The sequence below is a fragment of the Pseudomonas sp. FYR_5 genome (genome assembly GCF_043106315.1).
Taxonomy (GTDB): domain Bacteria; phylum Pseudomonadota; class Gammaproteobacteria; order Pseudomonadales; family Pseudomonadaceae; genus Aquipseudomonas; species Aquipseudomonas putida_Y.
The window spans coordinates 20575-35318 of record NZ_JBICMK010000090.1; the positions used below are offsets into that span (position 1 = coordinate 20575).

12 protein-coding genes are annotated in these 14744 nt (G+C 63.8%); 4 read left to right on the forward strand and 8 right to left on the reverse strand.

From position 1 onward, the window contains the following. Nucleotides 1–29 precede the first annotated feature (29 nt). A complete protein-coding gene (eat, locus tag ACF8RA_RS16990) occupies nucleotides 30–1478 on the reverse strand; it encodes an ethanolamine permease (RefSeq protein ID WP_003255355.1) in 1449 nt (482 codons plus the stop codon). Between the two features lie 226 nt (nucleotides 1479–1704). After that, nucleotides 1705–3225: an aldehyde dehydrogenase family protein gene (locus ACF8RA_RS16995; protein WP_176684372.1), complete on the reverse strand. Its 1521-nt coding sequence runs from the start codon at nucleotides 3223–3225 to the stop codon at nucleotides 1705–1707. A 255-nt stretch (nucleotides 3226–3480) separates the two neighbouring features. Between ACF8RA_RS16995 and ACF8RA_RS17000 the strand changes: the two genes are divergently transcribed. The 4 genes from ACF8RA_RS17000 to ACF8RA_RS17015 all read left to right on the forward strand — a co-directional run bounded on the left by ACF8RA_RS17000 (nucleotide 3481) and on the right by ACF8RA_RS17015 (nucleotide 7822). Continuing rightward, nucleotides 3481–5496: a sigma-54-dependent Fis family transcriptional regulator gene (locus tag ACF8RA_RS17000; RefSeq protein WP_392519378.1), complete on the forward strand. Its 2016-nt coding sequence runs from the start codon at nucleotides 3481–3483 to the stop codon at nucleotides 5494–5496. Between the two features lie 66 nt (nucleotides 5497–5562). Further along, entirely contained in the window at nucleotides 5563–6912 is a 1350-nt protein-coding gene (gene mpl, locus ACF8RA_RS17005) for a UDP-N-acetylmuramate:L-alanyl-gamma-D-glutamyl-meso-diaminopimelate ligase (protein ID WP_392460580.1), read from the forward strand. Then, nucleotides 6909–7538: a flavin prenyltransferase UbiX gene (gene ubiX / locus ACF8RA_RS17010; protein WP_003255348.1), complete on the forward strand. Its 630-nt coding sequence runs from the start codon at nucleotides 6909–6911 to the stop codon at nucleotides 7536–7538. The genes mpl and ubiX overlap by 4 nt, the downstream gene beginning before the upstream one ends. Beyond that, nucleotides 7535–7822, forward strand: coding sequence for a YceK/YidQ family lipoprotein (locus ACF8RA_RS17015; RefSeq protein ID WP_176684375.1), 288 nt, complete (start codon nucleotides 7535–7537; stop codon nucleotides 7820–7822). The genes ubiX and ACF8RA_RS17015 overlap by 4 nt, the downstream gene beginning before the upstream one ends. 46 nt (nucleotides 7823–7868) lie before the next feature. On the opposite strand, the gene ACF8RA_RS17020 is transcribed toward ACF8RA_RS17015, so the two are convergent. The 6 genes from ACF8RA_RS17020 to ACF8RA_RS17045 form a co-directional block, all read right to left on the reverse strand. Beyond that, the gene (locus ACF8RA_RS17020) at nucleotides 7869–8513 is read right to left on the reverse strand and encodes an oxidoreductase (RefSeq protein WP_176684376.1); all 645 of its coding nucleotides are present in this window, start codon (nucleotides 8511–8513) and stop codon (nucleotides 7869–7871) included. Between the two features lie 27 nt (nucleotides 8514–8540). Continuing rightward, the gene (locus tag ACF8RA_RS17025) at nucleotides 8541–10274 is read right to left on the reverse strand and encodes a C13 family peptidase (protein ID WP_392519379.1); all 1734 of its coding nucleotides are present in this window, start codon (nucleotides 10272–10274) and stop codon (nucleotides 8541–8543) included. A gap of 212 nt (nucleotides 10275–10486) precedes the next feature. Further along, nucleotides 10487–11551: a 2,3-butanediol dehydrogenase gene (locus ACF8RA_RS17030; protein WP_245355382.1), complete on the reverse strand. Its 1065-nt coding sequence runs from the start codon at nucleotides 11549–11551 to the stop codon at nucleotides 10487–10489. A 52-nt stretch (nucleotides 11552–11603) separates the two neighbouring features. After that, nucleotides 11604–12710: an acetoin dehydrogenase dihydrolipoyllysine-residue acetyltransferase subunit gene (locus ACF8RA_RS17035; RefSeq protein ID WP_392460582.1), complete on the reverse strand. Its 1107-nt coding sequence runs from the start codon at nucleotides 12708–12710 to the stop codon at nucleotides 11604–11606. After that, nucleotides 12707–13729 (reverse strand): alpha-ketoacid dehydrogenase subunit beta, encoded by a 1023-nt coding sequence (locus ACF8RA_RS17040; protein WP_274148801.1) that lies wholly within the window; start codon nucleotides 13727–13729, stop codon nucleotides 12707–12709. The genes ACF8RA_RS17035 and ACF8RA_RS17040 overlap by 4 nt, the downstream gene beginning before the upstream one ends. Before the next feature lie 33 nt (nucleotides 13730–13762). Next, nucleotides 13763–14740 carry a thiamine pyrophosphate-dependent dehydrogenase E1 component subunit alpha gene (locus ACF8RA_RS17045; protein WP_010951830.1) on the reverse strand — a complete coding sequence of 326 codons (978 nt, stop codon included), beginning with the start codon at nucleotides 14738–14740 and terminating at the stop codon, nucleotides 13763–13765. Between the last annotated feature and the right edge of the window lie 4 nt (nucleotides 14741–14744).

Sequence of the window (14744 nt, forward strand, 5' to 3'; positions counted from 1 at the left end):
GCGGGTTGCCCCGCGGCGGGTGGCGACGATCAGTGCAGGGCCTCTTCGGCCTTCTGGATCGCGGCGAATTCCTCTTCCGGTGTGCCCGCGACCAGGTGGTGGCGGCTGTAGAAAGCAAAGTAGGCAATTAATACCGCATAGATCACTGCAGCGCCAATGACTACCCGCGGGTCAACCAGGAATCCGGCGACCACGGCGATGCACGCCAGCACCAGGGCCAGACCGGAGGTGAAGATGCCGCCCGGGGTGCGGTATGGGCGTTCCATCTTTGGCCGGCGGATGCGCAGGGTAATGTGCGCAGCCATCATCAGCACGTAAGACAGGGTAGCGCCAAATACTGCCACCAGGATCAGCAAGTCACCCTGGCCCGTCAGCGACAGGGCAAAACCGATGATGCCGGGGATGACCAAGGCCAGTACCGGGGCCTTGCTTTTGTTGGTTTCCGACAGTTTGCGCGGCAGGTAACCGGCGCGGGACAGGGCGAAGATCTGCCGGGAATAGGCATAGATGATCGAGAAGAAGCTGGCGATCAGCCCGGCCAGACCGACCAGGTTGACGAAGCCGCCCATCCAGGTGGAGCCGCCGTAGGCCTTCGACAGGGCTTCGACCAGCGGGTTACCGGAGGCCTTCAGCGCCTCGGAGCCTGCGCCGCCCGGGCCGACCACCAGGATCAGCAAGGCGAAGGCCAGCAGTACCAGCATGGCACCGATCAGGCCGCGTGGCAGGTCACGCTTGGGGTTCTTGGTTTCTTCTGCGGCCAGTGGCACGCCTTCGACGGCAAGGAAGAACCAGATGGCGTAGGGGATGGCTGCCCACACGCCGACATAGCCGAACGGCAGGAAGCTGCTGGCGCCGACGGCGTCCGTTTTGGCGATGTCGAACAGGTTGGCCGCATCAAAATGGGGCACCATGCCTATCAGGAATACGGCCAGGGCAATGGCGGCAATGGCGGTGATGATGAACATCAGCTTCAGTGCCTCACCCACGCCGAAAATGTGGATGCTGATGAACACGATGTAGAACGCCAGGTAGATCATCCAGCCGCCGATACCGAACAGCGATTGGCAGTAGGCGCCGATGAACACCGCGATGGCGGCAGGGGCGATGGCGTATTCGATCAGGATCGCCGTGCCGGTCAGAAAGCCGCCCCACGGGCCGAAGGCACTGCGGGCAAAGCCGTAGCCGCCGCCAGCGGTGGGGATCATCGACGACAGCTCGGCCAGCGAGAAGCACATGCACAGGTACATGGTGGCCATCAGCAAGGTGGCCAGGAACATGCCACCCCAGCCGCCCTGAGCCAAGCCAAAGTTCCAGCCGGCGTAATCGCCGGAAATGACGTAGGCCACGCCCAGGCCGACCAGCAGTACCCAGCCGGCGGCGCCTTTTTTCAGTTCACGTTGCTGGAAATAGTCAGAGCCGACTTTCTCGAAGTCGACGGAAGAGCCTGCCGGCGATCCGGCGGAATGTTCGCTTGGCATAGATTCACCTGTTGTTTTTCTTGGTGGCCGGAAGGGTTCCGGGCCGATGGTGATGGGTACTGCAGGAAGCGAGCCAGAGCGGCTGGTGCACGGTTGCCGCCCTGGGTTCAGGGTATGCCGGCCTGGCCTCTTCGCGGGTGAACCCGCTCCTACAGGGATTGCGCAAGATTCAAGACCAGCGCAGGATCTGTAGGAGCGGGTTTACCCGCGAAGAAGGCGACGCGGTCTAGAAGAAGCCCAACGGATTGATGTCGTAGCTCACCAGCAGGTTCTTGGTCTGCTGATAGTGATCCAGCATCATCTTGTGCGTCTCACGCCCGACCCCCGACTTCTTGTACCCACCGAACGCGGCATGCGCCGGGTACAGGTGGTAGCAGTTGGTCCACACACGGCCAGCCTTGATGCCGCGGCCCATGCGGTAGGCACGGTTGATGTCGCGGGTCCACACGCCGGCACCCAGGCCGAACTCGGTGTCGTTGGCAATCGCCAGCGCTTCGGCTTCGTCCTTGAAGGTGGTGACGCTGACCACCGGGCCGAAGATTTCTTCCTGGAACACGCGCATCTTGTTGTTGCCCTTGAGCAGGGTCGGCTGGATGTAGTAACCGGTAGCCAGCGCACCTTCCAGTTTCTCGACCTTGCCGCCGGTGAGCAGCTCGGCGCCTTCGTCCTGGGCAATCTGCAGGTACGAGAGGATCTTTTCGAACTGCTGCTGCGAGGCCTGGGCGCCGACCATGGTGTCGGTGTCCAGCGGGTCGCCGCGCTTGATCTGCAGCACCTTCTTCATCACCACTTCCATGAACTGCGGGTAGATCGACTCTTGCACCAGGGCACGCGACGGGCAGGTGCACACTTCGCCCTGGTTGAAGAACGCCAGCACCATGCCTTCTGCCGCCTTCTCGATGAAACTTGGCTCGGCCTGCATGATGTCTTCGAAGTACACGTTCGGCGACTTGCCACCCAGTTCGACGGTGGACGGGATGATGTTCTCGGCGGCGCATTTCATGATGTGCGAGCCCACCGGGGTAGAGCCGGTGAAGGCGATCTTGGCGATGCGCTTGCTGGTGGCCAGGGCTTCACCGGCTTCGCGGCCGTAGCCTTGCACCACGTTGAGCACGCCAGGTGGCAACAGGTCGCCAATGACTTCGAGCAGGACGGTGATGCCCAGTGGCGTCTGTTCGGCAGGCTTCAGCACCACGCAGTTACCAGCGGCCAGTGCCGGGGCAAGCTTCCAGGCCGCCATCAGGATCGGGAAGTTCCAGGGGATGATCTGCCCGACCACGCCCAGTGGCTCGTGGATGTGGTAGGCCACGGTGCCTTCATTGATCTCGGCAGCGCCGCCTTCTTGGGCGCGGATGCAGCCAGCGAAATAGCGGAAGTGGTCGACTGCCAGCGGAATGTCGGCGTTGAGGGTTTCGCGGATCGGCTTGCCGTTGTCCCAGGTTTCGGTAATGGCCAGCAGTTCGAGGTTCTGCTCGATGCGGTCGGCGATCTTCAGCAGCACGTTGGAACGATCCTGCACTGACGTGCGGCCCCAGGCGTCGGCGGCTGCATGGGCGGCATCCAGGGCTTTCTCGATGTCTTCGGCAGTAGAACGGGGGAATTCAGCGATCAGCTTGCCATTCACCGGGGAGGTATTTTCGAAGTACTGCCCCTTTACCGGAGCAACGAACTCACCACCGATGTAGTTGCCGTAGCGGTTCTTGAAGGAAACCTTCGCGCCCTCGGTACCGGGATGTGCATAACGCATGGTGTGTCTCCTTGGTATTGTGCTTTTTAGGGAGTTGAAAAGCATAGAGCAAGGGTTGGGCCAGTGTTGGCCGTGCCAGGCAAATCAATGACTTGGGTCATTTTTACCGGCCTGATCAAGGAGGGGCTGTGCCGGCGTCGGTACGCCAGGGGTGACATTTTGTGCCGTTTGCGACACGTCACCGGTGTGTGCATTGCAAAGCCTACCCGGGTGGAGGATGCTGGGCTGACGCTCTATCTGCGGAGAATTACAACAATGCAGAGCAATCACTTCACTCGCCATGCCCGGCAGGTCCATAGCGTTGCCCATGGTGGGGCCGGGGAGGGCGGCAGTGACCCTTCCATCGCCCGTTCCTGGCTGCGCTGCCTGGAGGATTACCACCTCGACCCGGCGGTGATAGAAGCCCCGGTGGTGCTTGAGCATGGGCGCCTGCTGGAAAGCCGCGAGCGCCTGCACCAGGTGCTGCAAATTGCCGACCATGAAATGAACAGCCTGCACCAGCAGCTTTCCGGCGCGGGCCACGCGGTGCTGCTGACTGACGCCCGCGGGGTGATCCTCAACTGCGTCAGTGCCCCCACCGAGCGGCGCAGCTTCGAGCGTGCCGGGCTGTGGCTGGGTGCCGACTGGAGCGAGGCGCGCGAGGGCACCAATGGCATCGGCACCTGCCTGGTCGAGCGCCAGGCGCTGACCATTCACCAGAACGAGCACTTCCGTGGCCGTCACACTGGTCTGACCTGCTCGGCCAGCCCGGTGTTCGACCCGCATGGCGATTTGCTGGCGGTACTCGACGTGTCCTCTGCCCGCCCCGACGTATCGCGGCAAAGCCAGTTCCACACCATGGCGTTGGTCAACCTGTCGGCGAAGATGATCGAGAGCTGCTATTTCCTGCGCCATTTCGAGCAGCAATGGTTATTGCGTTTTCACCTGCAAGCCGAGTCGGTCGGCCTGTTCAGCGAAGGCTTGCTGGCGTTCGACGGCGATGGGCGCATTTGCGCTGCCAACCAAAGCGCACTGAACCTGCTGGGCACGGTACGGGGTGGCGTGCTGGGCAAACCGTTGGAGTGCTTTTTCGCGTGCAGCCATGACGAAATGTTCAGTCGTGCCACGCCCGGCGGCAGCACTGTCTGGCCGCTGCGCACCCTGGATGGTCGCCAGGTGTTCGCCAGCCTGCGGGGGCAGGCCCGGGCGCCGGTTTGGTCAGTGCCGGCCGCCCAGCCGCGGCCTGCACGTGAAGTGGAGCCGCTGGTCTGTCTGCTGGACCCTGCGTTGCAAAATGATTTCCGCCGCAGCGTGCGGGTGTTCGAGCGCGATGTGCCATTGCTGCTGCGCGGCGAGACCGGCTGTGGCAAGGAGGCCTTCGCCCAGGCTGTGCATCAGGCCAGTGAGCGGCGCGGCAAGCCGTTCGTCGCCATCAACTGCGCGTCCATCCCGGAAAGCCTGATCGAGAGCGAGCTGTTCGGGTACCGCGGCGGTAGTTTTACCGGCGCGCGCAAGGAGGGCATGCGCGGCAAGCTGTTGCAGGCCGATGGCGGCACCTTGCTGCTGGACGAGATCGGCGATATGCCGCTTGCCCTGCAAACCCGACTGCTGCGGGTGCTGGAGGAGCGCCAGGTGGTGCCGATCGGGGGAGAGCCACAGGCGGTGGACGTGCGCATCGTCAGTGCTACGCACCGTGACCTGCTGGAACGGGTTGAGCAGGGCAGTTTCCGCGAGGACCTGTATTACCGCCTCAATGGCCTGGAGGTAGCGCTGCCGGCGGTGCGTGAACGCAGTGACAAGGCGCAGTTGCTGGACTTTCTGCTACGCCAGGAGACGCAGGGGCAACGGATCGACATCGAGCCCAGGGCGCGGCAGGTGCTGCTCGAATATACCTGGCCGGGGAACGTGCGGCAGATGCGTAATGTGCTGCGTACCCTGGTGGCGCTTTGCGAAGATGCCCGCATTACCTTTGCGGACCTCCCCGCAGTCATCCGTACCAGCCCACCTCCCGTGGGGGCGGGCGAGCCCACGAAGATGTCCGACCAGGCAATAGAGGGCGAGGGCGTTGCCCTCGTTCGCGGGCAAGCCCGCTCCCACAGGTCCGGCGGTGCCGCAGAGATTGAGGGTGAATCTGTAGGGACCGAGGTTCTGCTCGACGCGGAGCGGCAAGCGCTGAAGGAGGTCCTGGAGGCAAAACACTGGCATCTCACCCGCGTCGCCGAGCACTTGGGCATCAGCCGCAATACCTTGTATCGAAAACTGCGCAAACACGGCATTACCAGGGGCGACTGAGCGAAACAGCGGGTGCGATTTGTCGCGCCCTGGGCTACCCTGCCTCGATGTTTTGCGAGGTCGACCATGCATATTCACATTCTCGGTATTTGCGGCACTTTCATGGGGTCGCTGGCGGTGCTGGCCAAGGAACTTGGCCACCGCGTCACCGGCTCCGACGCCAACGTCTACCCCCCGATGAGCACCCAGCTCGAAGCCCAGGGTATCGAGCTGACCCAAGGCTATGACCCGGCCCAGCTGGATCCGGCGCCAGACCTGGTGGTCATCGGCAACGCCATGTCGCGCGGCAACCCAGCGGTTGAATACGTGCTGAACAAGGGCCTGCCCTACGTCTCCGGTCCGCAGTGGCTGGCCGACCACGTGCTGCAAGGCCGCTGGGTGTTGGCCGTTGCCGGTACTCACGGCAAGACCACCACCAGCAGCATGCTGGCCTGGGTGCTGGAGCACGCTGGCATGAGCCCGGGCTTCCTGATTGGTGGTGTGCCGCAGAACTTCTCGGTGTCGGCCCGTTTGGGCGACACGCCGTTCTTTGTGGTGGAAGCCGATGAGTACGACAGCGCCTTCTTCGACAAGCGCTCGAAGTTCGTCCACTATCACCCGCGTACCGCGATCCTCAACAATCTTGAGTTCGATCACGCAGACATCTTCCCGGACCTGGCCTCGATCGAGCGGCAGTTCCACCACTTGGTGCGGACTATCCCCAGCGAAGGCCTGGTCATCCACCCGACCACCGAGCAAGCGCTGGAGCGTGTGATCGGCATGGGCTGCTGGACCCCTGTGCAAACCACCGGGGAGGGCGGCCAGTGGCAAGCCCGCCTGCTCAGCCCCGATGGCTCGCGCTTTGAAGTACTGTTCGAGGGTGAAGTGCAGGGTGTGGTGGATTGGGCACTGACCGGCCAGCACAACGTCGCCAACGCCTTGGCCACCCTGGCAGCCGCGCGTCATGTAGGCGTGGTGCCGGCCATGGGTATCGACGGCCTGAGTGCGTTCAAGAGCGTCAAGCGGCGCATGGAGAAGGTTGCCGAAGTACAAGGTGTGACCATCTACGATGACTTCGCCCACCATCCGACCGCCATTGCCACCACGCTCGACGGCCTGCGCAAGCAGGTGGGTGAGGCGCCTGTGATCGCGGTGATCGAGCCTCGCTCCAACTCGATGAAACTCGGTGCCCATCGTGACGGCCTGCCAGAAAGCGTCAACGACGCCGACCAGGTGATCTGGTATGCGCCGGCCAACCTCGGCTGGGACCTGGCCGCAACCGCCGCGCAGTGCAAGGTGCCGAGCGTGGTGGCCGACAGCCTCGAAGCGATCATCGAGCGGATCAAAGGCCAGGCTCGCCCAGGCACCCATGTGGTGATCATGAGCAACGGCGGCTTCGGCGGCCTGCACGGCAAGCTGGCCGAGGCGCTGAAATGAACGGACCGGAGCGCATCACCCTGGCCATGACGGGCGCCTCGGGTGCCCAGTATGGCCTTCGCCTGCTCGATTGCCTGGTACGCGAAGACCGCGAGGTGCACTTCCTGATCTCCAAGGCCGCACAGTTGGTGATGGCCACCGAAACGGACGTCGTGTTGCCGGCCAAGCCCCAGGCGATGCAGGCCTTCCTGACTGAATACACCGGCGCGGCCGATGGGCAGATCCGTGTGTATGGCAAGGAAGACTGGATGTCGCCGGTAGCCTCGGGCTCTGGCGCCCCGGCGGCAATGGTGGTGGTCCCCTGTTCCACTGGCACCTTGTCGGCCATCGCCACTGGCGCCTGCAACAACCTGATCGAGCGTGCTGCCGACGTTACCCTCAAGGAGCGTCGCCAGCTGATCCTGGTGCCTCGCGAAGCGCCATTCTCCACCATCCACCTGGAAAACATGCTCAAGCTGTCGCAGATGGGCGCGGTGATCCTGCCGGCGGCACCGGGGTTCTATCACCAGCCGCAGACCATCGACGACCTGGTCGACTTTGTCGTGGCGCGTATTCTCAACCTGCTGAACATCCCCCAGGACATGTTGCCGCGTTGGGGCGAGCACCACTTCGGGGTGGATGATTGAAGCGAGCACTGGCAGGGTTGCTGGCGCTGTTGATGCTGGGGGGCTGCGCCACGGTACGCACGCTGGATGCCAACAAGCCTGGCGCACCGGTGGTGTATGCCGGTACCCGGCTGGATTTGTATGTGATCAATGGCGGGTGTTGCCCGCGGGATCATTACGGTGCGGACGCTCCGGCGTATCCGCGCCTGGATCTGCCCGGCAGCATGCTGCTCGATACCCTGCTGCTGCCGTTGTCTTTGCTGACAGCGGCCGGCATAGGCTTCCAGGCCACCGGCGGCCTGTGATGGCCGTTCGCGGGCACGCCCGCGAAGAGGCCAGCACGAGCGAAGCCTAGATCCTGCCCAACCTGCGCAACTCATCCGACTCCACAACCCGCACGCCGTCTTCTTCCTCCAGCGCCAGCCGCCACAGGGCCCGCGCCAGGGTACAAGCCTCGATTCCCCGGTACTTCCCGGGTATCAACCTGGAAAACGGCGCAACAAGCTGTTCAGTGAGCCTTGGCTCCAGCCGCTCGCCCAGCAGGAACGAGGGCCGCACGATGGTCAACTGTGGCCAGTCCTGAGCCTTGAGCGCTTCTTCCATCTCGCCCTTGACCCGGTTATAGAAAATTGACGACTTGGGGTCGGCGCCCACTGCACTGACCACCAGCAGATGCCGCGCGCCCATTTCCCGGGCACGCTTGCTGAAGGCGACCACCATGTCCAGATCCACTGCGCGGAAAGCCGACTCGGAACCGGCCTGCTTCAGCGTGGTGCCCAGGCAGCAGTAAGCGATGTCGACCCGGCCAGCCAGTTGCGGAAGGAATACCGCCGGGTCGCCCACCGGGTTTTCCAGGTGCGGGTGCTCGGCCAATGGTCGGCGCGTAGGCGCCAGTACGCGGGTGATGGTGGGCTCGTTGAGCAGGCGGTCCAGTAGGTGCTCACCGGTCAGGCCGGTGGCTCCGGCAAGCAGGACATGCTGAGGCGTCAAGTACATGATGTCTCTCCCTTGTTACACACAAGTCTAGTGAGTGCCGGGCATTTTTGCCTGTTCCCTCGCGTTGGCCTGTGTGGTGTTACGCAACGCTTCTTTGGCTTGTTGCTGGCGCAGGTGGTGCCAGTGCTCAAGCACGGCGGGCGGTGCCCACAGCTGCGGCTCGGAGGCCTCGAAGCCTTCCCTGTGTTCTCTTTCGGCAACGCTGGCGCGGGCCAGTTCAAACGCCTGTTTCAGGTCGTCGGTCTGGTTCAGCGCTTCCGCGAACAGGGCATCGCCAAAGTAGGTGAAGTCGGCTTCTTCCGAGCAACCGAAGGAGACGCGGTCGGCCCGGGCAGCGGTCATGATCAGCGTGCGCTCATCTTTGAGCGGGGCGATATAGCCCCCTGAATAGCAGGCGGAGATGACGATTACCTTGTCGCGATCCTTCAGCGGTGCCAGGGCAGTGGCCAGCTCGTCAGCGGCCAGGTCGGCCAGCTGCAGGCGGGGCTGGTCGAGCACCAGTTGGTGGTCCTGGCTGCCATGGCTGGTGAGGTAGATGAACACCAGGTCTTCAGGGCCGCTGCGCTCTGCCAGGGTGGTGGCGGCGCGGGACAGGTTCTCGCGGGTGGCCATGGGGCGTGTGGCCATGTGGTCGCGGTGGTTGACCAGCGTCACCTGGCCGCTCGCACCAAAGCGCACCCTGAGCATGTTGCTGACATAGTCGGCTTCGCGCAGGAATACGCTTTGCTGGCCATCGCCGGCCACTACCAGGCTATACAGCTGGATCGGTGGCGCCGAGCGTGGTACCCGAGCCAGCGCCTCGTCCAGCAGCCGGCCCTGGTTGAGCAAAGCCAGGTCCAGTGGGTCTGGCAGCAGCTTGCCATTCTGGTCGCGCACGCGCACGCCGTTGGCCCATGTGCCGCTTTCGACCTTGCCACTGGCCAGGATCAGTCGCCCGTGGCCATGGTAGGCATCGTTCAGGAACCCGCCGATGTACTTGCTGCCGTCGGGCAGTTGCAGGCTGCCCTGGCCCGACAGACGCCAGTCGGCGAACTCACCCTTGTAATGGCTGCCATCGCTGCCCAGCAGCTCCCCTTCGCCGTTCAGCGAGCCGTCCTTGAATTCACCGATCCACACGTCGCCATCGGCATTTTCGTAGCGGCCACGGCCCTCCAGGCGGTTGTCCTTGAACTCGCCGATGTACTGCTCGCCATCAACGCTGTCGTAGGTGCCGGCGCCTTGTAGCTGGCCGTTGACGAAGAGGCCGCTGAACTGGTTGCCGCTGGCATCGCTGCGCACCCCGGCGCCGTTGGGCTTGCCCTTGGCGAACAAGCCTTGATAGCGACTGCCGTCGGCCAGCTCCAGCTGGCCTGCGCCGTCGTACAGGTCGTCCTTGAACTGGCCGCGGTAGGTCTGGTCGGCTTGCTTGAGGGTGCCCTCGCCGTCGCGGCGGCCGTGGCGGAAGGTGCCGCTATAGTGGCTGCCCGGGGTGGTCAGGTCGCCCAGGCCCTGAAACAGCCCCTCGGCGAACTGGCCGCGGTAGACCTCGCCGTTCTGGCCATGCCATTCGCCCTGGCCGTGCCACTGGCCGTCCTTGAAGCTGCCGGCGTACCAGCTGCCGTTGGGGTAGTCGATCCGGCCTTCACCCTGCAGCAGGCCATCGACCACCTGCCCCCGGTAACGCCCACCGTCAGGCAGACGTGCGTCCGGTGGGAGCAGCGATTCGCCATCGCCACAGGCGGCGAGCAGCAGGAGCAGGGTAATGGGGAGCAGTGGACGCATGGCGAGGACCGGGCAATAGGTCTGCCGAGTATGACGCAGAATGGGAGCCTGAGACAGTGAGCCCATGTCTCGGCGCATAGGCCGTGTACCCTGCGCGTACCCTGTAGGAGCGGCTTCAGCCGCGAACACCGGCGAAGCCGGTGCCCTCCACCGTGTTGCTTCTTCGCGGGCGCGCCCGCTCCCACAGGTGCCACGTTGCCTTCAAGGTACAATCAGCGCACAGCTGGTGAAACGATGATCTTCACGTTCTCCTCTTTGTTGTTCACCAGTTCCTCGAAGCCCAGCTCGACAATCTGCTCCAATCCGATCCGGCCGGTTACCAGTGGGCGAATATCCAGACGACCATCAGCAATGAAGGCAATCACGTCGGCAAACTCGCCGTTGTACGCCAACGCCCCCAGCACCTGCTTCTCGGTGGACACCAGTTCGAAGAAGTTGAACTCGCTGGGCTCTTCGAAAATACCCACCAGCACGCACTTGCCTGCTTTACGGATGGTGTCGATGGCCAGCTTGGCCGTATGTTTGTTGCCGATGCACTCAAAACTCACATCGGCGCCCAGCCCTGCTGTCAGTGCGCGGATTTCCGCCAGGGCATCGCACTGGCTGGGGTCCAGCACCACATTGGCGCCCACTTCCTTGGCCTTGGCTTTACGCGCAGAGGACATCTCAAGGGCGATGACCTGCGCCGCACCCGCAGCCTTGGCGCACATGATGGTGCACAGGCCGATGGTGCCGGCTCCCACCACTACAACGGTTTGCCCAAGCAGGCTGCCGGCCTTTTTCACCGCGTGCATACCCACCGCCAGCGGTTCGATCAGTGCCCCGGCTTCGGCAGGGAAGCCCTGCGGCAGCCGGTAGAGCAGGTTGGCGGGCACGTTGACCAGCTCGGCGAAGGCACCGTTGTTCATCAGACCGGTGAAGGCCAGGCGTTCGCAGATGTTGTACAGACCATGGGTGCAGTAATAGCAGGTGCCGCAATGCTGGCAGGCGTCTGCTGCCACCGGGTCGCCTACGGCATAGCCTTCCACGCCTTCGCCAAGCTTGGCGATGTGGCCACAGAATTCGTGGCCGAGGATGCACTGGCCCTGAATGCCGGTCAGCGGATGCGGGGCCTCTACCGGGATGAACACCGGGCCGGCAACATACTCGTGCAGGTCGGAGCCGCAGATGCCGCACCAATCCACCTTGATCTGCACCCAGCCCGGCGCAGGGTCGGCCGGCAAAGGTACCTGTTCGACACGAATATCGTTGCGGCCATGCCAGACGGCAGCGCGCATGTGGGTGTGGCTCAGGTCATTCATTGTTGTTCTCCAGGCTCACGAAAAGGGCTTAGTGCTTGCGCAGGAATGCGAGCAGTTGCTGGTTGACCTGTTCGGCCGCCTCCATCTGCACCATGTGGCCGGCCTCTGGCAGCACCAGTACTTCGGCTTCCAGGCCCTCGGCATGGCTGGCCGGGATGATCGCATCCTTGCCACCCCACACCACCAGTGCCGGGTGATTGCCCAGTACCCCGCGCAAGTCGTGGCGCTGCCGGTCGCCGTCGGCGAGCGCGCCTGCCAGCTGCTGCAGGGCCTGGTCCACACCTTCCAGGCGCTTGAACTTGAGCATGTCCTCCAGCATTTGCCGGGTGACCAGCGTCGGGTCGGCAAACAATTGCACCATCTGCGGTTTGAGTGCATTGCGGTTGGCCGCGGTGACGAAACCTTGCAAGTACTGCCCGTTGATCGCTTCGCCCAGACCGGCGCTGGCCACCAGGCTCAGGCTGGCCACCCGCTGCGGGGCCAGGCGCGCCACGTTGAGGCTGACGGCGCCGCCCATGGAATGGCCGGCCAGGTGGGCCTTGGCGATGTCCAGGTGGTCGAGCAAGGCGAGCACGGTTTCGCTCAGCTCATCCAGGTCGCCCCGTTGCAGGCCCTTGGCCGACTCGCCGTGGCCCGGCAAGTCGAGGGCAATGACCCGGCGTTCTGCAGCCAGTGCCGGGTGGTTGAACAGCCAGTTATTCAGGTCACCGCCAAAACCGTGTACCAGCACCAGCGGTGTGCCGCCTTCACCCAGCTCGAACCAGCGCAGCAGGCGTCCGCCTACTTCCGCCTTCTGTGGGGCCGGCCCCTGGCTCTGGTCGGCCGCACCTTCGGCGACGAACTCGGCCTGGAAGCGCTGTACCACAGCATCGATCTCAGCCTCTTCTGCTTCGCCTTCGACGACCACCGCCAGCAGTGCGCCGACGGGCAGGGTTTCATCCGGTTTGGCCACCTGGCGGCGCAGCACGCCGTTGAACGGCGCTTCGACGCTGCTGCTGATCTTGTCGGTCTCGACGTCCAGCACCTCGTCGCCCTTGCTGATTTCGTCACCTTCCTGCTTGAGCCAGGTGTCCACCCGGCCCTCGGTCATCGACAGGCCCCACTTGGGCATGGTCAGGGTATGGATCTGGCTCATGCGGCACTCCTTGCGGCTTCGATCACCTTGCGCACGGCGGCTTCGATCTTCGCCGCGTCAGGGATGTACAGGTCTTCCAGGGCGTCGGAGAACGGCACCGGGGTATGCGGCGCGGTGACCATTTCGATCGGGCCCTTGAGTGCGCCGAAAGCTTTCTGCGCCACCAGCGCGCTGATGTCGGTGGCCATCGAGCAGCGCGGGTTGGCTTCATCGATCACCACGAGGCGGCCGGTCTTCTCCACACTTTCCAGAATGCTGTCTTCGTCCAGCGGGCTGGTAGTACGCAGGTCCAGCACTTCGCAGTCGATGCCCTGACGGGCCAGGTTGTTGGCGGCCTCCAGCGCCACATGCACCATGCGCCCGTAGGTAACCAAGGTCACGTCGTCGCCATCGCGCACGAAGTTGGCTTCGCCGAACGGTACGGTGTACACCTCTTCCGGCACCTCGCCCTGCATGCTGTACAGCAGCTTGTGTTCGCAGAAGATCACCGGGTCGTTGTCGCGGATCGCCTGGATCAACAAGCCCTTGGCATCGTAAGGCGAGGATGGGCACACCACTTTCAGGCCGGGGATGTGCGTCCATAGCGAGGTGAGCATCTGCGAGTGCTGGGCGGCCGCGCGCAGGCCGGCGCCATACATGGTGCGCATCACCAGCGGGGTCACTGCCTTGCCGCCGAACATGTAGCGGAACTTGGCGGCCTGGTTGAGGATCTGGTCCAGGCAGCAGCCGGCGAAGTCGACGAACATCAGTTCGCACACCGGGCGCAGGCCCTGGGTGGCAGCACCGACGGCGGCGCCGACGTAGCCGATTTCCGACAGCGGCGCGTCAAGCACGCGCCCGGGGAATTGGTGGTACAGGCCTTTGGTCACGCCCAACACGCCACCCCAGGCGTCATCCTCCCCGGGCGCACCGGCACCGCCGGCGACGTCTTCGCCAATGATGAACACTGTGTTGTCGCGACGCATTTCCTGGGCCAGAGCTTCGTTGATGGCCTGCTGGTAGCTGATCTTTCTTGCCATGGTGGTTCTCCTGTTGTTCTTGTATTCCGCGGCTCAGGGGTAGGCGACGTAGACGTCGGTGAGCAGGTCGGCGGGCTGTGGCTTGGGATCGGACTTGGCGCGGCGAACGGCGTCTTCGATCAGGTCCTCGACGCGGGCGTCGATGGCGTCCAGTTGCTCGGCCGTGAGCAGGCCGGCGCGGGTGGTTTTGTTGCGAAACTGCATGAGGCAGTCGCGGGATTCGCGCAGGTTCTTCACTTCATCAGGGGCGCGGTAGGTTTGCGCATCGCCTTCGAAATGGCCGTAGTAACGGCTGAGCTTGACCTCGATCAACGACGGCCCTTGCCCGGAGCGGGCGCGCTCGATGGCGGCGCCGGCGGCCTCGTATACGGCAAAGAAGTCGAAGCCGTCGATGGTGACGCCTGGCATGCCGAAGCCGGCAGCGCGGTCGGCAATATGGTCGCAGGCGACGGACCAGTTGGAGGCAGTGGCCTCTGCGTAGCCGTTGTTCTCGGCCACGAAGATGCAGGGCAGGTTCATGATCGACGCCATGTTCATGGCTTCGAACACGGCGCCCTCGTTGGATGCCCCATCGCCGAAGAAGGCTACCGACACGTCATCGCGGCCCTTGAGCTTGGCCGCCAGCGCCGCCCCGGCCACCAGTGGTGCGCCGGCGCCGACGATACCGTTGGCACCGAGCATGCCCTTTTCCAGGTCGGCAATGTGCATCGAGCCGCCTTTGCCGCCGCACACGCCGGTCTTCTTGCCGTAGATCTCGGCCATCATGCCGTACACGTCCACACCTTTGGCAATGCAGTGGCCATGGCCGCGGTGGGTCGAGGCGATGCAGTCGCTGTCGCGCAGGTGGGCCATGACCCCGGCGGCAGAGGCTTCTTCGCCGGCATACAGGTGGACGAAGCCGGGAATTTCGCCGGTGGCGAACTCCACATGCAGGCGTTCTTCGAAGGCGCGGATGGTCCGCATGACTTCATAGGCATGCAGCAGTTGTTCAGTACTGAGTTGATTGGACATCTTG